Source organism: Candidatus Krumholzibacteriia bacterium (assembly GCA_035268685.1).
GTDB lineage: Bacteria > Krumholzibacteriota > Krumholzibacteriia > JAJRXK01 > JAJRXK01 > JAJRXK01.
Map to the genome: position 1 here is coordinate 24,271 of DATFKK010000114.1, position 18,375 is coordinate 42,645.

The 18,375-nt window shown below is 69.8% G+C and carries 17 protein-coding genes and 1 riboswitch; of the genes, 8 read left to right on the top strand and 9 right to left on the bottom strand.

All coding sequences use genetic code 11. The annotated features are described in order from the left end of the window. Positions 1 to 2: 2 nt before the first annotated feature. The 5 genes from VKA86_11195 to VKA86_11215 form a co-directional block, all read right to left on the bottom strand. On the bottom strand, positions 3 to 521 hold the full coding sequence (locus VKA86_11195; GenBank protein ID HKK71774.1) for a heme-binding domain-containing protein: 519 nt from the start codon (positions 519 to 521) through the stop codon (positions 3 to 5). Between the two features lie 61 nt (positions 522 to 582). Beyond that, entirely contained in the window at positions 583 to 1,002 is a 420-nt protein-coding gene (locus tag VKA86_11200; GenBank protein ID HKK71775.1) for a secondary thiamine-phosphate synthase enzyme YjbQ, read from the bottom strand. Next, positions 999 to 1,787: a hypothetical protein gene (locus tag VKA86_11205; protein HKK71776.1), complete on the bottom strand. Its 789-nt coding sequence runs from the start codon at positions 1,785 to 1,787 to the stop codon at positions 999 to 1,001. The genes VKA86_11200 and VKA86_11205 overlap by 4 nt, the downstream gene beginning before the upstream one ends. 2 nt (positions 1,788 to 1,789) lie before the next feature. Next, positions 1,790 to 3,874 carry a S9 family peptidase gene (locus VKA86_11210; GenBank protein ID HKK71777.1) on the bottom strand — a complete coding sequence of 695 codons (2,085 nt, stop codon included), beginning with the start codon at positions 3,872 to 3,874 and terminating at the stop codon, positions 1,790 to 1,792. An 87-nt stretch (positions 3,875 to 3,961) separates the two neighbouring features. Next, complete coding sequence (locus tag VKA86_11215) at positions 3,962 to 4,501, bottom strand: hypothetical protein (protein ID HKK71778.1); 540 nt, start codon at positions 4,499 to 4,501, stop codon at positions 3,962 to 3,964. Between the two features lie 142 nt (positions 4,502 to 4,643). On the opposite strand from VKA86_11215, the gene VKA86_11220 reads away from it, so the two are divergent. Beyond that, on the top strand, positions 4,644 to 5,195 hold the full coding sequence (locus tag VKA86_11220; protein HKK71779.1) for a carboxymuconolactone decarboxylase family protein: 552 nt from the start codon (positions 4,644 to 4,646) through the stop codon (positions 5,193 to 5,195). Further along, positions 5,192 to 5,653 carry a MarR family transcriptional regulator gene (locus VKA86_11225; protein ID HKK71780.1) on the top strand — a complete coding sequence of 154 codons (462 nt, stop codon included), beginning with the start codon at positions 5,192 to 5,194 and terminating at the stop codon, positions 5,651 to 5,653. The genes VKA86_11220 and VKA86_11225 overlap by 4 nt, the downstream gene beginning before the upstream one ends. Here VKA86_11225 and VKA86_11230 read toward each other — a convergent pair. Both VKA86_11230 and VKA86_11235 read right to left on the bottom strand, forming a co-directional pair. Then, on the bottom strand, positions 5,650 to 6,936 hold the full coding sequence (locus VKA86_11230) for an amino acid permease (GenBank protein HKK71781.1): 1,287 nt from the start codon (positions 6,934 to 6,936) through the stop codon (positions 5,650 to 5,652). The two genes, VKA86_11225 and VKA86_11230, sit on opposite strands and share 4 nt — an antisense overlap. Next, positions 6,933 to 7,628 carry a class I SAM-dependent methyltransferase gene (locus VKA86_11235; GenBank protein HKK71782.1) on the bottom strand — a complete coding sequence of 232 codons (696 nt, stop codon included), beginning with the start codon at positions 7,626 to 7,628 and terminating at the stop codon, positions 6,933 to 6,935. The genes VKA86_11230 and VKA86_11235 overlap by 4 nt, the downstream gene beginning before the upstream one ends. 258 nt (positions 7,629 to 7,886) lie before the next feature. Between VKA86_11235 and VKA86_11240 the strand changes: the two genes are divergently transcribed. After that, positions 7,887 to 8,531: a ParA family protein gene (locus VKA86_11240; GenBank protein HKK71783.1), complete on the top strand. Its 645-nt coding sequence runs from the start codon at positions 7,887 to 7,889 to the stop codon at positions 8,529 to 8,531. A gap of 42 nt (positions 8,532 to 8,573) precedes the next feature. Next, positions 8,574 to 8,676, top strand: a riboswitch (TPP riboswitch). Positions 8,677 to 8,745: 69 nt separating this feature from the next. Beyond that, a complete protein-coding gene (locus tag VKA86_11245; protein HKK71784.1) occupies positions 8,746 to 9,516 on the top strand; it encodes a 3-oxoacyl-ACP reductase in 771 nt (256 codons plus the stop codon). Positions 9,517 to 9,578: 62 nt separating this feature from the next. Here VKA86_11245 and VKA86_11250 read toward each other — a convergent pair whose 3' ends face one another. Both VKA86_11250 and VKA86_11255 read right to left on the bottom strand, forming a co-directional pair. After that, positions 9,579 to 11,696: a FlgD immunoglobulin-like domain containing protein gene (locus tag VKA86_11250; protein ID HKK71785.1), complete on the bottom strand. Its 2,118-nt coding sequence runs from the start codon at positions 11,694 to 11,696 to the stop codon at positions 9,579 to 9,581. A 92-nt stretch (positions 11,697 to 11,788) separates the two neighbouring features. Beyond that, positions 11,789 to 12,397: a hypothetical protein gene (locus tag VKA86_11255; GenBank protein HKK71786.1), complete on the bottom strand. Its 609-nt coding sequence runs from the start codon at positions 12,395 to 12,397 to the stop codon at positions 11,789 to 11,791. 134 nt (positions 12,398 to 12,531) lie between these two features. Between VKA86_11255 and VKA86_11260 the strand changes: the two genes are divergently transcribed. The 4 genes from VKA86_11260 (at position 12,532) to VKA86_11275 (ending at position 18,242) form a co-directional block, all read left to right on the top strand. Continuing rightward, complete coding sequence (locus tag VKA86_11260) at positions 12,532 to 12,831, top strand: hypothetical protein (protein HKK71787.1); 300 nt, start codon at positions 12,532 to 12,534, stop codon at positions 12,829 to 12,831. 234 nt (positions 12,832 to 13,065) lie between these two features. Further along, on the top strand, positions 13,066 to 16,767 hold the full coding sequence (locus tag VKA86_11265; protein HKK71788.1) for a CARDB domain-containing protein: 3,702 nt from the start codon (positions 13,066 to 13,068) through the stop codon (positions 16,765 to 16,767). A 97-nt stretch (positions 16,768 to 16,864) separates the two neighbouring features. Continuing rightward, positions 16,865 to 18,097: a hypothetical protein gene (locus VKA86_11270; protein ID HKK71789.1), complete on the top strand. Its 1,233-nt coding sequence runs from the start codon at positions 16,865 to 16,867 to the stop codon at positions 18,095 to 18,097. Between the two features lie 22 nt (positions 18,098 to 18,119). After that, positions 18,120 to 18,242, top strand: a complete 123-nt coding sequence (locus VKA86_11275; GenBank protein HKK71790.1) for a hypothetical protein — start codon at positions 18,120 to 18,122, stop codon at positions 18,240 to 18,242. Positions 18,243 to 18,375: the final 133 nt, after the last annotated feature.

Genomic DNA, 18,375 nt, shown 5'->3' on the forward strand with positions numbered 1-18,375 from the left:
GATCAGTGCTCGTGGCCGCCGTGCCCGTCGTCGGATCCATCGGCCCCGTCGCCGCCGATCTCTTCGCGAAGACGGTCCCGCGTCGACGTGGCCCACGTCACCAGCCGCTCCCGCTCCGCTTCGGTCATCTGCGCCTCGGGATGCAACGGCAGGTACACCGGCAGTGGCATCTCTCCCGACTCGACCACCTCGGCGATCTCGTCGAGGCAGTCCTGCGCCTCGTAGGCCGTCATCTCGCCCCAGCGGTCGAAGTCCACGTACTCGCGGCCGTGGGTGGCGTGGTGGGCGACGAGCCACGAGGCCGGGGCCACGTTGCTGTACCACGGCCACTCGGTGCCGTGCGTGTGGCAGTCGCCGCAGGAACGCTCGATCAACGAGAGGACGTCGTCGGGGACCTGCAGATTCGCCCGGAGCGTCTGCGAGGGGTCGACGGGTGGATTCGGACGATCGGGGCGGTAGAACTGGGCTCCGACGAACACGACGGCCAGACCGATCAGGGTCCGCTTCAGGACGGGCTTCATACCGACTCCGGACTGGAACAGGGGTGTTCCCGGGCCGAACCTCGGACCGGTCCGGAAACGATTACACCCCCGACAGGTGCGCCGCCACTCGGCGCCGATGCCCGTGATCACGATGTTCGTAGACGAAGACACCCTGCCAGGTCCCGAGCGCGGGTCGGCCGTCGAGCACGGGGATCGACAGCGAGATCGGTGTCAACGCCGTCCGCACGTGGGCGGGCATGTCGTCGGGACCTTCGGCCGTGTGGCGGAACAGTGGGTCGCCCGGTGGAACGGCCCGGCGCATCCACCGCTCCAGGTCGCGCAGGACCTCGGGGTCGGCATTCTCCATGATCAGGAGCGACGCCGAGGTGTGCCGGCCGTGGAGGGTCAACAGGCCTTCGTCGATTCCGCACGAATGCACCCAGTCGACCACGTCGTGGGTGAACTCGTGGGCACCGGGACCGCTGGTCCGGACGGTGAACTCGTGAGTGTACTGCTTCATGACCCCGATCCCTCCCGGCGCCGCACCCAGCGCTCGAAGACCCAGCCCTGATCGTCGACCGGGCTCGCGTGGACACGCTCCATGGTGTGGCGCAGCGTCGTGTCGTCGGGCAGGTCGCCCGCGATCAGATCCTCGTCGAGTCGATCACCCGTCCACCGCGACAGCAGCAACTCGTCGACAGCCCCCTCGGGCTCGTACAGAGGCGACGCCGTGCTCGGGCCGGCCTCGATCGAAATGCTCGCGCACTCCCGTTCGCGGCGGAGCCAGTCCAGAGCGCGCTCCAACGAGGGAGTTTCGTCGCCGCACACCGTGATCCAGCGGAAGGACGTCAACCGCTTCCGCACGAAGTCCACCCGGTCGTCGGGAACGTAGAGGACCACGCGTGCCGGGCCCTTCAGCGCGGGATGGTCGAAGTCCAGCGCACCGTGCGTGAGGATCAACACGATGGGCGGGCCGAGTTCGTGGACGTCCACCCGCCAGCGCATGAGCGCGCCGGCGCCCGGGCCCCGCAGGTCGAAGCGCAGCGTGGGCTCGGCGCGCAGGATCGCGCCGGTGGTGACGATCGCGTCGGCACGGGCGCGGCCCAGGCCGAGCACGAAGCGATCGGTGTCGCTGCGTGGACCGCGCGGATCGATGCGCAGCACGTGGCGGTGGCGGTCGTCGGGAGACCACACCGCCGCCACGTGGCTCAGAGCGGGACGTTCGCGGAGCGGGGCGCCGAACAGCGCCAGCGCCGCCCGCTCCACGTCGTCGCCGCGGACCAGCAGGTCGGGGTCGAAGCGCACGCCTAGCGGGCCTCTCCCGGCTTGGTCCAGCGATCGATCCACCCGATGACTTCCTCGTGCCACATGAGGGAGTTCTCCGGCTGCAGAACCCAGTGGTTCTCGTCGGGGAAGTACAGCAGGCGGCTCGGGATGCCCCGCCGCTGCAGTGCGGTGAAGGTCTGCAGCCCCTCGCCGATCGGTACGCGGTAGTCGAGCTCCCCGTGGACCACCAGCATGGGCGTCTGCCACTTCTCGACGTGGTTCGACGGGCTCCAGCGCTCGTAGGCGCGACTGTTCCAGGGCTGGCCGCCGAACTCGCGCTCGGGGAACCACAGTTCCTCGGTCGAGTAGTACATCGACTCCAGGTCGAACAGACCGTCGTGGTTCACCAGGCAGGTGAACCGCTCGGGCCAGTTGCCGGCGATCCAGTTGATCATGTAGCCGCCGTAGCTCGCGCCCAGCGCGGCGACGCGTTCGTCGTCCATCCACGGGTAGCGCTCCAGCGCGGCGGCCAGGCCCTTCTGCAGGTCCTCGAGCGGCCAGCCGCCCCAGTTGTCCTGGATGCTGTCGGTGAAGTCCTGCCCGTAGCCGGTCGAGCCGTGGAAGTCGACCATCACCGAAGCGTAGCCCGCCCCCGCGTAGGTCTGCGGGTTCCAGCGGTAGTGGAAGCCCTGCCCGAAGCTGCCCTGCGGTCCGCCGTGGATGAGGAAGGCCACCGGGTAGGTGCGGTCGGGATCGAAGTTCGCCGGCTCGACGATCCACGCGTAGACCTCGTCGCCGTTGGCCCCGGTGAAGGTGAACTGTTCGGGCTCGCCCATGGCGACCTTCGCGAGGCGCTCGGTGTTGAAGTCCGTGAGCTGCTTCCGGTCGCCGCCGTCCTCGTCGATCGAGAAGATCTGCACGGGGCTGCGGAAGTTGTCCTCGGCGAAGTAGATGCGCCCGTCGCGGTGCTCCTCGCTCTTCACCGAGCCGCCGTCGACCAGGATCTCGGACTCGCCGGTGCGGGCGTCGATGCGGAACAGCGCCCGGCGCCCGAGGTGGTTCGCGTGCGACAGGAACGCACGGCCCTCCTCGGTCCAGCCCAGCGAGTAGGCCGATCGGTCCCAGTCCTCGCTCACCCAGTGGCGCGGACCGACCTTCGGCTGGTTGCCCGTCGACTCCCAGTTCCTGGTGACGATGCGGTAGCGGTCGGCCTCGTAGTTCGGAACGCGCATCGACAGGAAGGCCAGCGCCGATCCGTCGGGCGAGAAGACCGGCGTGGTGTCCCAGGCCTCGTTGTCGGTGGTCAGGTTCTGCGGACGCGGGTCGAGGATCAGCGAGTGGTACAGGTCGAAGTTCGTACTCCAGGGCTCCTGGGCGCCGGCGTTGCGCGCCGTGAACACGATCCCGGTGCCGTCGGGCGTGAAGGTGTACTCACTCGCACCGCCGAAGGGCTTGCTCGGTGAGTCGGCGTCCATGTCCGGCATGACGTCGATCGGCTCGTCGATCGTGCCGTCGTCGAGCACGCGGGCCACGAACAGATGTCGGCGGCGGCCGTCCTTCCAGGTGTCCCAGTGGCGAACGAAGAGCTGGTCGTAGACCATGCCGCTGCGGTCGTCGTCCTCCCGCTCCTCGAGGCGCTCGGTCGTGCACTCGAGGTCGGGGCAGTCGACGAAGACCTCCATGGAGAAGGCCACCTGGCGTCCGTCGGGCGAGAGCTTCAGGTCGCCCACGCCGAGCGGCAGGTCGCTCACCGGCTGGGCCTCGCCCCCGTCGATGCGGATCCGCCAGATCTGGCTGCTGCCGGAGCGGCTCGACAGGAAGTAGATCCACTGCGAGTCGGGCGCCCACACGGGATTCCAGTCACCGGCGGGGTCGGCGGTGAGCCGGCGCAGGTCCTCGCCGTCGTTCTCCATGAGGTACAGATCGGTACGGCCACGGTTGGCCTCGCGATCGGTGTGGCGCACCACGAAGGCCACGTGCTCGCCGTCCGGGGACACGGTCGTCGACGAGATCCGGTCCATCATCACCAGATGCTCGGCGGAGAAGGGCTCGACACCGGACTCCTGCGCCCGGACGGGCAGCACGGCGGCGGCGAGCAGGACGATCGACAGGCAGAGGTTCTTCATCGGCATCACCACGATCGGAGGGCTCGGGGAACGGGCGCGGACCGGGGAGTATAGGCCGCGATCGGCGCCGGGAAAAGCTACGGGAATTCAGCGCTCGGAGCGCTCGAGATCGCGCACCAGGACCTTCTGCGCGGCGTCGACCAGCATGGCCACGCTCCGGGCCTCCACTTCCTGACCGCTCTCCCGCGCCACCAGGCATCCCTCGCGGTCGAACACGAACACGGTCACGTGTTCCTCGCGGGGCTCGAAGTGCTCCTCGAACACGCCGTCCCAGTCGAGCACGGCCCAGCGCTCGGGCTCCTCGGGGAACGAACCCCGGATGCGGCCCTTCACGAAGAAGGGCGCGCCCTTGGTGTGGGCCCAGCCGCGGATCTGCACCAGATCGCCCTCCACCTGACCGCGCAGGGCGGCCGTGAGCATGTCCCGCCAGTCGTCGGACCACTCGCGGGCGTCGCGGTCGGCCCAGATCAGCACGCTGACCGTGCCCAGCACGTCGTCCTGCGTGCGCTCGTCCTCGAACTGGTCCTCGAGTTCGAATTCGGGCAGACGTTCCTCGCAGGGCAACTCGACGGCACCCGCCCCGGCGGCGATCGGGGCGAGGAGCAGCGGCAGGATCAGTCGGAGCATCTCGGTTTCCTTCCTCGGCATCGGTGAACGTGTCCCGACGTCACGATTCGTTCACGAGCAATGGTGTCCCATCGATGGTGGCCCGCCGTACGCCACGGTGACGCGATGATCGAACCCCGAATCCGAGAGAGAGCGAAACCCCATGAGCCGATTCGACGTCCCGACCCGCGAGCAGGTTCCCGCCGAGAGCCAGCAGATCTTCGACCAGATCGAGCAGAAGTTCGGCACCCTTCCGAATCTCTACGCCGTGCTCGGGCTGTCCCCCGTGGCCCTCCAGGGCCTGCTCCAGTTCCAGCCGGCGCTGGAGGAATCGAGCCTGGAGCCGCGCGAGGTGCAGGCGCTGCACCTGGCCACCTCGCAGGAGAACGGCTGCGACTACTGCCTGGCCGCCCACACCATGCTCGGCACGATGGCCGGTCTCGACCAGGCCACCACCGTGGCGATCCGCCGCGGCGAGGTCGAGGACCCGCGTCTGCGTGCCGCGTCGGATCTCGCACGCGATCTCGTGCGCAACCGGGGCAAGGTGAGCGACGACGTCGCCGACGCCTTCTTCGACGCCGGATTCGACAAGCGCCAGTTCGTCGACGCGGTGGCCCTGGTCGGTGCGAAGACGATCAGCAACTACATGCACAACGCCGTGGACTTCCCGGTGGACTTCCCCGAAGCGCCGGCTCTCGAGACGGCGACGCGGTGACAGCCGTGGAGGGCGACACGAGGCAGGACCTGCGCCGGAACCTCCTGCGTGCGGCGGCATGGCTGCGGAGCGAGCTTCGCGACTTCCTCGAGCCCTTCGGGCTCACCCCACCGCAGTACGAGATCCTGCGCATCCTGCAGAGCAGTGCGCCTGAACCCCTGAGCACCCTGCAGATCCGCGAGCGCGCGGTCGATCCCGCGTCGGATGCCTCGCGCCTCGTGGATCGCCTGGTGAACAAGGGACTGGTGGAGAAGGCGCCCTGCTGCGGCGACCGCCGGCTGGTCGACGTGACGATCACGCCGGCGGGCGCCACACTGCTCGAGCGGATCGGGGCCGAGCGGGAGCGTCTCGACGCCCCCCTGCGATCGCTCGACGACTCCGAAACGGAACGGCTCGCCCGGCTCCTCCGGAGTCTCCTGGACCGCGCGGGCGTGCAGGTGCCCGAGACCTCGGGCTAGCGCCGGCGTCGGATCAGCGAGTACACGAGCACTCCGCTGATGATCGTCACGGCCGCGGCCACCCACTCCCACGGCTTCTCCCACGCGGCGAGGACCCCGAGACCGATGGTGGCGACGACGTAGAACGCAGGGAGTCCGATCGACCCCGTCACCGGCACCGCCTCTGCTCCCTGCCGTCGGCGCAGGACGAACAGACCCGACACCGTCAGCGCGGCCGACAGCGAGAGCGTCAGTCCGAGGTACGACAGCAGCGATTCGAGGTCGGAGACGACGATCACGAGCACGGCCGCAGCCGCCTGTGCCCAGATCGCCTTGGCGGGGAGCTCTCCCCGGAATCGCAGCGAGGCGGGGAAGAGGCCGTCGTCCGCCATGCGCGCGAAGACCCGCGGCCCGGCCATGACCATCGACGACACCGAACTCAGCAGCGACAGTCCGACGACCGCCCGCACCAACTGCGCGCCCGTCTCGCCCATCAGCGCACGCGCGGCGGCGAACGCGACGTCGGGCCGGCCGGAGACGGCGTCGTGCGGAGCGAATCCGACGAAGACGGTGTTCAGGGCGAGGTAGACGAGCGTGACGGCGACCGTCGCGCGCAGCATGGCCCGCGGAACCGTCCGCGCGGGATCGCGCGCCTCACCGGCCACGTACACCGCCGCATTGAAGCCCGAGTAGCTGAGGGAGATCCACACCAGGGAACTCGCGAACACGGTGATCGAGAAGGGTCCCGGCGCGGGAGTCCCGGGCGCCCAATCCGCACCGCCCCGGATCCACAGGACCACGCAGATCCCGACGAAGGCCACGAGGACCACGAGCTTCAGACCCACGATCAGATTCTGGGTCCACGCTCCCGGCCGCACCCGGACACCGTGCAACAGCGCCGCCAGCAACACGGCACCGATCGCGAGTCCGTGCTCGGGAATCGCCGTGTCCTGCGGCCGTACGTAACCCTCGAAGGCGTGGGCTGCGAAGGCGATCGCTCCGGTGAAACCCGCCAGCAACGAGATCCAGCCGGCCACGAAGCCCGCGGCCGGGTGCACCACGCGCGACAGGAACAGGTACTCACCACCCGATTGGGTCAGTTGCCGCGCCAAGGCCCCGTATCCGATCGCCCCGCAGAGCGCGATCAGCCCGCCGACCAGCCACGCGACCAGAACGCGCGCCGGCGAGCCCAGGTCGGCCAGCGCGTAGCCCGAGGTGGTGAAGACCCCGGCGCCGATCATGTTCGCGACCACCAACGCCGCCAGCGTGGTGGGTCCGAAGTGGCGCCTTTCGTCCTCGCTCACGGACGGCGATAACGATGGAAGAAGTTGTCGACCATGCCTTCGATCTCGACCTCCTCCACGAACTCGAAGCCCGCGGCCTCGATCTCCGACCGAAAGGTGTCCTTCGAGTCGCGCACGTGGCTCAGGATCCACTCACGCGACTTGCCCTCGACCCGGTCGAAGTCGACGACGATCATCTCGCCGCCCGGCACCAGGGCGTCGTACATCGACGCCAGCATGGCCTCGTAGTCGTCGAAGTGATGGTAGGTGTCGATCGTGATGATGCGGTCGACCGAGGCGGTCGGCAAGGTCGCCGAGGTATAGGAGCTGAAGACGGTCGTGACGTTGTCGTGGCCGGCCTCGTTCGCGCGCTCGCGCAGGTGCTCGACGAAGCGGATCGAGATCTCCACGGCGTAGAGGTGGCCTTCCGCGCCGACGGCTTCGACCAACTGGTCCATGAACGCCCCGGTGCCCGCGCCCACGTCGGCCACCACGTCGCCCGGCTCGAAACCGGACACCTCGACGATCTCGTCGCGCAGGGAATAGACCTCACGGGTCTCGCGCTCGAGCCGGCTGAGCATGCGCTGCATGTCGAGATCGGGGTCGACGTAGCTCTCGTTGCGGGACTCGGCGGGCACCTCGGCACCGGCGGTGGCGACCACGAGCGCCACGAGGACGAGCGTCACGAGCGGGATGAGTTGGCGAAGCCGCACGATGGAATCTCCGGGAAGGGGGGCCGGGGGAGCCACGCGGCAGTGCCGGCGCTTCTCTCCGGATTCTACGGCGGAAGGCTCCTTTCGGGACCCGACACACCGTGCGAAGGGGGTTCGTCCACACGGGCCGGATGGATTCTGCCAGCACACTGGTCCTTCTCGGGACTTCATTCCGGGCAAAATCCAGGGGTGGACCAACTCCCGAGGCCCGTTAGACTTCTCCGGAACACGGCAAGTCCCCGACCGAGGAGCCGGCTCATGCGTCGATACATGGTGGTGAACGCGAAGGGCGGGTGCGGGAAGTCCACGCTGGCCACGAACATCGCGGCGTACTTCGCGTCGCAGTGGGAGAACGTGAACGTCAGCCTGGCCGACTTCGATCCCCAGCAGTCGAGCATGGACTGGCTGGCCGTGCGGCCCGAGGACCGTCCCCCGATCGCCGGGATCGACGCGCATTCCGAAGGGCTCAAGAAGTTGAACCCGCACACGGACTTCCTGGTGATGGACGCGCCCGCGTCCACCCACGGGCCCGAGCTGACCGCGATCCTCAAGCACGCCGAGACCGTGATCATTCCGGTGTTGCCGTCGACGGTCGACATGCGCGCCGCGAGCCGTTTCATCGAGGAGATCCGCAACGTCGGCAAGGTCTCGCGCAGAGAGGTGAAGATCGGCGTGGTCGCCAACCGCGTGCGCGAGCACTACTCGATCTACCGCGAGCTCGAGGAATTCCTGAAGACGCTGAAGGTCCCCGTGATCGGCCACCTGCGCGACGCGCAGAACTACGTGCGGGCCTACGGCAACGGTCTGGGCGTGTGGGAGCTGGCTCCGTACATGGCCTGGCAGGAATGGCAGCAGTGGGAGCCGATCGCGCAGTGGCTCGAGTCGAAGCGGTCGCAGCCCTGACGACCCTTGTGCCCGGCTCCCCTCGGCACTAGCCTCGTGCCTCGGCGAAGCTGGGGGTGCCCCGACGGATCGACGTCGGTGCTGAGAGAGTCCCCTGGAACCTGATCCGGTTCGTACCGGCGCAGGGAAGCGACGCACCGTCTTCCGTCCGGAACGGACGCGGGCCACCGGCTTCGTGGATCTCCATGTCTCCCCGAGCCGAGGTGGTCTCCGCATGCAGTCCCTGCCGCTCTCCGAACAGGTCGTCGTCGTCTCCGGTGCCAGCCGGGGTCTGGGCGCCGCGATCGCCCGTGCCTTCGGGCGCGAGGGCGCCCGCGTGGTCGTGAACTGGTTCCGCAGCGAGGAGGCGGCGCACGCGGTCGCCGCCCACATCGGCGACAGCGCCCTGCCCGTCCGCGCCGACGTCCGCGATCGCACCGAGGTCGACCGGATGATCGAGACGGCGCGCGCACACTTCGGCGCTCCCGTCTCGACGTTGGTCCACAACGCCCTGATCGACTTCCGCTTCGACGCCGCGAACCGACCCACCGCCGCCGACATCACCTGGGATGCCTACCGCGACCAGGTCGACGGCGCGGTCCACGGGGCACTGAACCTCGTGCAGGCCTGCCTTCCCGGCATGCGGGACCTCGGATCCGGTCGTGTCGTCGCGATCGGGTCGAACCTCGTGCACAACCCGGTGGTCCCGTACCACGACTACACCACGGCGAAGGCCGCGCTGCTCGGCTTCGTCCGCAACATGGCCGCCGAACTCGGACCGGAGGGCATCACCGTGAACATGGTGTCGGGCGGACTGCTGCGTACCACCGACGCCAGCGCGGCCACGTCCGACGCGGTCTTCGACATCATCGAGGGGTCCACGCCCCTGCGTCGCGTGACCACCCCGGAGGACCTGGCCGACACCGCCGTGTTCTTCGCCTCGCCGTGGGCGCGGGCGGTCACGGGGCAGGACCTGGTCGTCGATGGCGGGCTGGTGATGCGCTAGGGACGACGAAGGGCCCGGCCGGAACGACGCGGCCGGGCCCTTCGTCGCCGAGCGGGCGGCGCCTACTTCAGCAACGTCATGCGCCGGGTCCGCTCGAAGTCCCCGGCCCGCAGGCGGTAGAGGTACACACCGCTGGCCACGCTCCCGCCGCGGTCGTCGCGGCCGTTCCACTGCACCGTGTGCTCGCCGGCCTTCCACGGCCCGCGCGCGAGCGTGCGCACGCGACGGCCGGCGGCGTCGTAGATCGTCAGTTCGATCTCGCGGGCCTCGGGCAGGAAGAACCGTAGGCTCGTGCTGGGGTTGAAGGGATTCGGCGTGTTGGCGAGCAATGCGGCGCGTCGTGGGGTCGGCGCGTCGACGCCGGTCGCCGTCACGGTCGCCGCCTCGCTCTCGTTGCCCGCGAAGTCGACGGCCGTGACCGCGTAGTACACGCCGGGCCCCGCGGCCTCGGTGTCGGTCCAACCCGCGCCGGTGGTCGAGCGCACGAGCACGTCGGTGGTCGGTTCGAAGTCCGGGGTGCTCGAACGGTACACGCGGAAGTAGCGGAAGTCCTCGTCGAGCGATTCGTCCCAGGTGAGCGTGTTGCCGCTCACGTCGTAGCTCACGGACAGGTTGGCCGGCACGTTCGGCGCGAGGTCGTCGACCGAGTAGCCGCTGTCGGGCGCGGAGTCGTGGAAGACCGCCGGGGCACCGGTCTGCGCGCGGACGAAGAAGGTCGAGAGGCAGACGCCCGACTCGGTCGAGTCGCAGAGCGTGGTCGCCAGGGCGCTGTAGTCCGCCTCGGCCGTGGCCGGAACACTGCGCACGAAGTCCCACACGCCGGGCGCGGTGGCGTGGCGCGCGGGCTCGGCGTCGCGGGCGAGCGCGCCGTCGTCGACGCGGCGGTAGATCCCGTACGACACGATCGGTTCGGTCGATCCCGCCGTGTCCAGCCGACTCGGACTCCAGCGGATGCGCACGCGGCGGCCCTGGTCGTTCGGCACGTCGACGATCGCCAGGATCACCGGATCGTTCACGGTCTCCGGCGTGTCGTTCGGGTCGAGCGGATCGGAGCCGGCGGTCGTCTCGGTGCCGTCGCCGAAGCCGTCGCCGTCGCTGTCGTCGTCGATCGGGTCGGTCTCGTCGGGGTCGCGCACGCCGTCGCGGTCGGCGTCCTCGGTGCCGTCGTCGAGGCCGTCACCGTCGCTGTCGGGATCGAGGGCCAGCGTGGTCGTGGTCGGGTCCCCGTCGGGGACGAAGACCGCGGGGTCGGTCCCGTCGAAGGGCACCCCGCTGCCCCCGCTCGTCCCGCCCTCGATGCCGGCGGTCAGACCCAGTTCGAGACCGTCGTCCAAGCCGTCGCCGTCGCTGTCCGGATCGAAGGGGTCGAGACCGGCATCGGCTTCCGAACCGTCACCCAGACCGTCGTCGTCGCTGTCGGCGTCGAGGGCGTCGGTCGGACCGGCGATCTCGGTGCCGTCGTCGAGACCGTCGCCGTCGCTGTCGGGATCGAAGGGGTCGGTGCCGTACACGTCGCGCTCGTCGCCGTCGTCCAGGCCGTCACCGTCGCTGTCGGTCAGGGGATCGAGGTAGTCGGGCGTGCCGTCGCCGTCGGTGTCGCCGGTCGACTCGCTCGCAGTGGGAATCCCGTCGCCGTCGTCGTCGGAATCCAGGTAGTCGGGCGTGCCGTCGGAGTCGGTGTCGTCGTCGGCCGCGGTGCCGTTGCCGTTCACGTCCTCGGCCACGGTCTCGATTCCATCGCCGTCGTCGTCGGTGTCCAGATAGTTCGGGGTGCCGTCGGCGTCACGGTCCTCGGCGGACTCGGTCGCGGTCGGCACGCCGTCGCCGTCGTCGTCGGTGTCCAGATAGTTCGGGGTGCCGTCGGCGTCGGTATCGTCGGACAACGGATTGCGGTCGAGGTCGACGTCCTCTTCGGCCGTCGCGATGCCATCGCCGTCGTCGTCGGTGTCGAGGATGTCCGCCAAGCCGTCGGCATCGCTGTCGACCGGATTCCCGCCCGGCGCCTCGTCGCCGTCGCGCACCAGATCGCGGTCGCTGTCCGGATTCGCCGGATCGGAGCCGATCGCGACCTCGACGTCGTCGTCGAGACCGTCGCCGTCGCTGTCGACCGCAAAGGCCGGTGTCGTGGAGAAGGCGAAACAACAGAAGACGACGAGGAACGACAGGAACGATGCGCGCACGGCGACCTCCGGGCTCGGATTCGGGCGTTCGACGGGGGGAAGATCGAAGTGGTCCCGTGATCCTAACAGATCCGGACATCCCGTGTCGGCGTTCAGACTCGCTGCAGCGCCGGACTGTTCGCGAAGTCCTCGGTCATGACCGTGCCCTCGGCATCGCGAGGCACGATCTCCACGCCCGCGCCTTCGCGGTAGGCCTCGGCGATCAGCTTGCTGCACCACACGCGGTTCTTCTCGATCCGCGCGACGGGTTCGCGCAGCCGGAACCAGCGCGCGGGGATGTTGGCGGCCAACGCCACCGGATCGAGCTCGCGTTCCAGCGACGCGACGGCGTGGTCGACGACCTTCTCGCGTTCGGCGTCGGTGAGCCCCGGCGCGCGGTAGATCGCGTAGCGTTCGCGGTCGAAGAGTTTCCGGGGGATGCGGCCCATGACCACGCCGTGGCGCGTGGTCGTGTGGATCATCCGGTCGGAGCCGACGTACAGCATACTGTGCACGTAGCGCGAACCGAGCAGCAGGCGGTACGCCAGCGCGATCGGCGACAGGCGTACGAGCCGGGGGCTGGCCAGGACGATGTCGCCCTTCTTCATGCGGGCGAGCACGGCGCGCCGGCGCACACGTCCGGTGATCCGCTCGACGAAGCTCGCCGAGGAGCGGAACCACCGACGCGGGTCGAACCAGGGTCTGGATCGCGTGCGGGCCATGGAATGAACCTAGCGACAGGCGGGCCCGGCGACCATGCGCCCGGGACGGGTCTGGGGGATCTCCCGATACAACCTCGGCGCCGCCTCCGCGATTGCTCGTAGCCGTCCCGTCTCCCCGCAGAAGGAACGAACCCATGTCCATGGAGACCCTGGCCGAGGCCATGCAGCGGCTGCAGAAGAGCGGCTACACCGAAGCGTTCCGCGTCGAGGACCAGCGGCTGGTGACCGCCAGCGGCGAGCAAACCTTCGATCCCACCGACCTGCACGTGGACGAGACGGTGCGCTTCGAGGGCGAGAGCAATCCCTCGGACATGTCGATCCTCTTCGCGCTGAGCGATCCGGGCACCGGCGTGCGCGGCACCTGGTCGTCGAGCTTCGGCGCGGAGATGGCCGCGGGCGACGCCGAGGTCGTCCGCGCGCTCGAGGGACACTGACGCACGCTTCGGTGCTGACGCATCATTCGCAACGGCGCGCGCCTCTGCTAACCTCTCCGTCGTACGCCGCGTGGCGAAGAGACGGTCCCTTCTTCGAGGCCGTGCGGCCCTTGACCGAGACGTCGTCCGGTCGTCCTGCCCCTCCGGTCCGCGATTCCGTCGCGACCCCCGTCCCGGCCGGCCACCGACCCCGCCGTGCCCGCCTCCCGCGCGGCCCAGCCGGGAGATCGTGTCATGCTCCGTGGCATCGTGGCCGTGTCGATCGTCGTCTTCCTGTTGCTGTTGCCGGCCGTCGCCGCCGCCTGGCAGTCCGACGGCACGCCCGTCTGCACCGCCGCGAACGACCAGTACGACCTGAGGACCCGTCCCGACGGTTCGGGGGGCATGCTGCTCACCTGGGCCGACTTCCGCGCGATGGCCTTCGACGCCTACGTGCAACGCCTCGATCCAGCCGGCAACGGCCTGTGGGGAACGGACGGCATCGACGTCGATCCGACCGGGCCGGGGCAGATCCATCCGGACGTCTGTCCCGACGGCGCGGGCGGGGCCTGGGTCGTGTGGCAGCGTGGGATCATCACCCCGATCGACGTCCACGTGCAGCACTTCGACGCCGACGGTGATCCCGACCTGTTCGGCGACGGCGGAATCGTCGTCGCCTCGGGCGGCGCCTCGGCGAACAACCTGCGGCCGGTGTGCGTGACCGATCGCTTCGGCGGCGTGATCGTCGCCTGGGTGCGCGAGAAGGTCGGGGGACACGAGGTCCGCGCGCAGCGCGTCGACGCGAGCGGCACGGTCCGCTGGGCCAACGGCGGCGTCGTGATCGGCACCGACCCCGACGCCTCCGCCGAACTCGAAATCATCTCGAACTCGAGCAAGAGCTACGGCGCCTTCGTGTCGTGGATCAGCGGCCTCCGCACCGGACGCGTGCAGTGGGTCGACGTGACCGGTGCTCCGCGCTGGGGCGGAAGCAGTGGCACGCACTTCGGCATCGTCAATCCCGGCTCGCGCGTCCGTCTGGCCGACCGCGACCGCAGCAGCGGCGGCGTGTACGTCGCCTACCGCTTCACCGCGTCGAGTTCGATCCCGTGGGGCGCCGACCGCCTGGCCGTCGCCGCCATCGACTCGTCCACCTACGGCTTCTGGACCACCGTCGTCGACACCGACACCATCGACGACCGCCGCCCGGGACCCGATCCCCGCATGATTCCCGACGGCATGGGCGGCTGCATCGTCGCCTGGGATCGCTTCGACGCCACGGGCGACGGGGCGGGCGTGTACATGCAGCGCCTCGATCCCCTCGACGGCGAGGAACTCTGGAGCGGCGGGAACCCGAAGCTGATCTCCGACGAGGAGGCGGGCAACCACGCCCCGGACCTGGCCATCGACCACGGCGTGTGGGGGAGCTACGTCACCTGGCTCGACGACGACGTCGACGGCGTGTCGCGCGTGCGGTTCTGCTACGTCGAACGGCAGTACGGGTGGCCCGGCACCGAAGCGCTGGTACCCGGCGGGTATTCGTCCGAGCGCCCGCACGTGGTCGCCGAACCCGGCGGTGGCTTCGACCCGATCGTCGCCTGGGAGGACGAGCGCAAGGGCACCGAGACCGACGTCTACGCGGCCGGCATGCAGCAGAGCGGAGCACCGAGTGCGCCGAACCTGATCGTGCGCAGCGTGAGCTTCGCCGACGACCCGGCCGAGGTCGGCGAGACCACGACCAGCCGGATCGTCGCGGCGAACGTGGGCAACGTGGCCAGCGGCGCCTTCGACCTGGCCTTCTACCACGACCTGTCGTCGCCTCCCTCGCCCGGCCAGTTGCCCAACGGCCCGATCTTCGAACATCCAGGACTCGCCCCGGGCGACTCGGCCGCGTTCACCGGCGACATCCTGAGTCTGTACGAGACAACCTTCCGGACCTATGCCTTCGTCGACTTCCGCGAGGACGTCGACGAGATCGGCCACGAGGACGACAACATCCTCGGGCCCGTCCCGCTGCAGTGGGTCCTGCGCCCGAACCTCACGGTGACCTCGTTCACCCTGAGTGCGGCGACCCCGGCGGTCGGCGAGACCGTCACCGCGACCATCGAGATCACCAACGACGGCCACGCCGCGGCGAGCGTCTTCGACGTGGACTTCTACGAGCACCGTCCGTCGACCCCCGTGCCCGGCGTGGCCGGCGACCAGTCCCGCCGGATCGGCGGCATGGACGTGGGCGAGACGGTCACCTGGGAGACCGATCCCTTCACCTGGCCCGACGTCGTCGTCCGGCGGGCCTGGGTACGGGTCGACACGCAGGAAGAGGTCGACGAGTGGAAGGAGGACGACAACGTGGCCGGACCGCTGGACATCGAGTGGTCGTATCCGCTCGAGCAGGGCTGGCCGGTGAACGTGAGCGGCATGACCACTTCGCCGGCGATCGCCACGCTCGCCCGCGACGTCGCCGGACCGCGCCACGTGGTGTTCGCGACCGCGACGGGTGAGGTGCATGCCCTCGACGCCCGCGGCGAAGCGCTGCCGGGCTGGCCGTACACCTCCGACGAGGTGTTCACGGCGGCCGTCGCCGTGGGCGACGTGGTGACCGGCGGAGGGCTCGAGGTGGTGGCCGCGAGCGAGAGCGGCGACGTGCTCTGCCTGTCGTCGACCGGCACCCTGCTGTGGACCCATCCGATGAAGGACACGATCACGGCCACGCCCGCCTTGTTCGACCTGACGGGCGATTCCGGCTGCGAGGTGATCGTGGGCACGCACAGCGGTGCGCTGATCGTGCTCGACGGCGACGGCAACGCCGTGAGCGGATGGCCGGTCTCGCTCGGCAGCGGCGTCGGTCTGCGCGCATCGCCCCTGGTGGGCCGCCTCGACGGTTCGACGCCGATGATCGTCGCCGTCGCCACGCCGGTGGTGAAGCATGCCCCGCAGTCTCGGGTGCACGTCCTGCACGCCGACGGCACGAGCATCGGTGCGCCGTGGCCGCTGTCGTTGCCGACGGAGGTCGTGTCGTCACCCGTGGCCGCGGACGTCGGCGGGGACGACACGCTCGAGTTCTTCTTCGGCGACCTGTCCGGACGACTGCACGGCTACACGCTCAGCGGTGGCACCGGACCCTTCCCGGTATCGCTCGTGGGCGCCATCGCCACGAATCCCGGCGTGTGGGATGCCGACGGCGACGGCGATCCCGAGATCCTGTTCGACTCCGAGGAACTCGTGGGCGGCTTTCCGAGCTACCGGCGTCACCACGCCTGGCTGGTCGACGGCGACGGCCTCGTCGTGGCCTCGTGGCCGCACAGCTGGGGATCGACCTTCCACGGCGAGGGCTGCGCCGGTGGTCCGATCGATTGGGGCCACGGCAAGTCCGGACGCGCGGTTTTCGGCAGCAGCCTCGGTACGTGCCACGTCCTCGACCCGAACGCGAACGAGCTGCCGTGCAGCGTGTTGAACGTCGACGCCCCTGTGGCCGGTACGCCTGCCGTGGGTGACCTCGACGGCGACGGGCATCTCGAACTGGTGATCGCCGGTGACGGCGTCGTGACGTGCTTCGACCTGCTCGCCGGCAGCTACCAGGCCGCGGCGCTGCAGTGGCCGATGGACCGCCACGATCCGCAGCGCACCGGCGTGTACGGCTTCGCCACCGCGACCTCGGTGACGCCGCCGGTCGTGACCGGACCGTCGCACCTCGACCGCGGACGACCGAATCCCTTCAACGCCAGCGTGACGCTTCCCTACTTCGTCGATCGCGCGGGACGGGTGACCATCGACGTCTACGACGTGAGCGGCCGCTACGTGGCGACCCTGCTCGACGCCGCCCGCGGACGCGGCGACGGCGTCGTGCACTGGACGGCGGTCGACCACGCCGGCCGGCGCGTGGCGTCGGGAGTGTTCCTGGTACGCCTGCGGATCGACGGTCGGGAGGTGGACGTGGGGAGGGTGACGTTGGTGGAATAGAGCGCGCGGTGACCGGCCAGAAGTGTGATCTGCCCACGCGCCGATCTTGGCCTGTCCGGTCGGCCACCCTAGTCTCGGCGTCCGAAAGGACGTCGCCGTGCTCCGATCGATCCTCGTTCTCTTGACGCTCGTCTCGACGGCGCAGGCCGCATCGTGGACCCCGAGCTTCGACCTACGGGTGCGCGAGGAGATCCTCGACGGCGTCTACCACTTCGCCCCCGAGCCCGATCGCGACTGGGTCCGCGTGCGCGCCCGGGTGGGGCTGGCCTACGAGACGTCGGCCGTGCGGGTCGAGGCGCGCCTGGACAACGAGCATCGCCACCTGCGCACACCGCGGCGCGAGCCCGACTTCGACGAGGTGATCGTCGACCGGGCGTCGTTGTCGTGGACCCCGAGCCCGAGCACCAGGTGGACCGTCGGCCGGCAGGACATCCTCTGGCCCGGCGGCTTCCTCGTCCTCGAGGGACACCCTCTGGACGGCAGCCGCAGCATGTACCACGACGGCGTGCGCATCGTCCACGACGCCGGCGCCTGGGAACTCGACGGCGCGGTCGTCCACAACCGCAAGCGCGACGACTTCGTCCTGGTCGACGACGTCGAACGGGCCCTGACCGATGCCGACGAGACCGGCGTGATGCTGCGCGCCGCGCACGGGAGCTGGGCGCTGTCGTTCATCGGCAAGTTCGAGTCCGATCCCGACGACGCGCTGGAGGACCTGGGAACGCTCACCCTGGGCGTGCGACGCGTCCGGGAGCACTGGCACGTGGAGATCGCCGCGCAGCACCAGAACGGCACGGTGCGCGCGGCGGCGAACGACGCGGTCGCGCGCGGCACGGGCTTCGCCTTCGCGGGCGAGGGCGCGGTGCGCTGGCCCCTCGCGGGCGACTGGACGCTGGAGACGGGCGCCTACACCTACTCCGGACTCGACGGGGATCTCCGCCCCTTCCGCACCCCGTGGGGACGATGGCCGAAGTGGTCGGAGATGTACCTGTACTCGCTGATCGGCGAGAGTACGCCCGGGCGCGTGCACGTCGCCGCGTGGGAGGACCTGGCCGCACCGCGACTCGCACTCGAACGGCCCTTCACCTCGCGCTGGACGGATTCGATCCGCCTGCGCGGCGTGGTCGACGCGATCTGGTCGCCGAGCACGGGTGATCCACGCGGCGTGCTCACCGAACTCGCGCTGGACGCCGACTTCGGTCACGGCCTGACGGGGCACCTGCTGTGGGAGCGCCTCGATCCCGGTGCCTTCCACGACGGACGCCACGGCCTGCCCGCGATCGACGGTCCGGTGCAGTTCTTCCGATGGCAACTCGGCTATTCCTGGTGATCCCACGGATCGAGGTCTGGACATGCCCCTCTTCGGACTCCCCTGGTCGACCTTCGCGGCATTCCTCGTGTTGGCCGCCACGATCGTTCTCGCCGTGGTCTGGGCCTACGCCGACGGGCGCCGGAACCGGAGGAACGACCGATGAGCGTCTACGTCGGCGTGCTCGTCGTGTATCTCGGCATTCTGGCCATGATCGGTTTGATCATGGGACGGCGCGGGCGGACCGCGGAAGGCTTCGCGATCGGCGGGCGCTCGGTGGGTCCCTGGGTCACGGCCCT

What these genes read in the sequence shown, in the direction of transcription:
- VKA86_11195 (HKK71774.1), bottom strand. Translation starts at nt 521, where the DNA reads ATGAAGCCCGTCCTGAAGCGGACCCTGATCGGTCTGGCCGTCGTGTTC.
- VKA86_11200 (HKK71775.1), bottom strand. Translation starts at nt 1,002, where the DNA reads ATGAAGCAGTACACTCACGAGTTCACCGTCCGGACCAGCGGTCCCGGT.
- VKA86_11210 (HKK71777.1), bottom strand. Translation starts at nt 3,874, where the DNA reads ATGAAGAACCTCTGCCTGTCGATCGTCCTGCTCGCCGCCGCCGTGCTG.
- VKA86_11215 (HKK71778.1), bottom strand. Translation starts at nt 4,501, where the DNA reads ATGCTCCGACTGATCCTGCCGCTGCTCCTCGCCCCGATCGCCGCCGGG.
- VKA86_11220 (HKK71779.1), top strand. Translation starts at nt 4,644, where the DNA reads ATGAGCCGATTCGACGTCCCGACCCGCGAGCAGGTTCCCGCCGAGAGC.
- VKA86_11240 (HKK71783.1), top strand. Translation starts at nt 7,887, where the DNA reads ATGCGTCGATACATGGTGGTGAACGCGAAGGGCGGGTGCGGGAAGTCC.
- VKA86_11245 (HKK71784.1), top strand. Translation starts at nt 8,746, where the DNA reads ATGCAGTCCCTGCCGCTCTCCGAACAGGTCGTCGTCGTCTCCGGTGCC.
- VKA86_11255 (HKK71786.1), bottom strand. Translation starts at nt 12,397, where the DNA reads ATGGCCCGCACGCGATCCAGACCCTGGTTCGACCCGCGTCGGTGGTTC.
- VKA86_11260 (HKK71787.1), top strand. Translation starts at nt 12,532, where the DNA reads ATGTCCATGGAGACCCTGGCCGAGGCCATGCAGCGGCTGCAGAAGAGC.
- VKA86_11265 (HKK71788.1), top strand. Translation starts at nt 13,066, where the DNA reads ATGCTCCGTGGCATCGTGGCCGTGTCGATCGTCGTCTTCCTGTTGCTG.
- VKA86_11275 (HKK71790.1), top strand. Translation starts at nt 18,120, where the DNA reads ATGCCCCTCTTCGGACTCCCCTGGTCGACCTTCGCGGCATTCCTCGTG.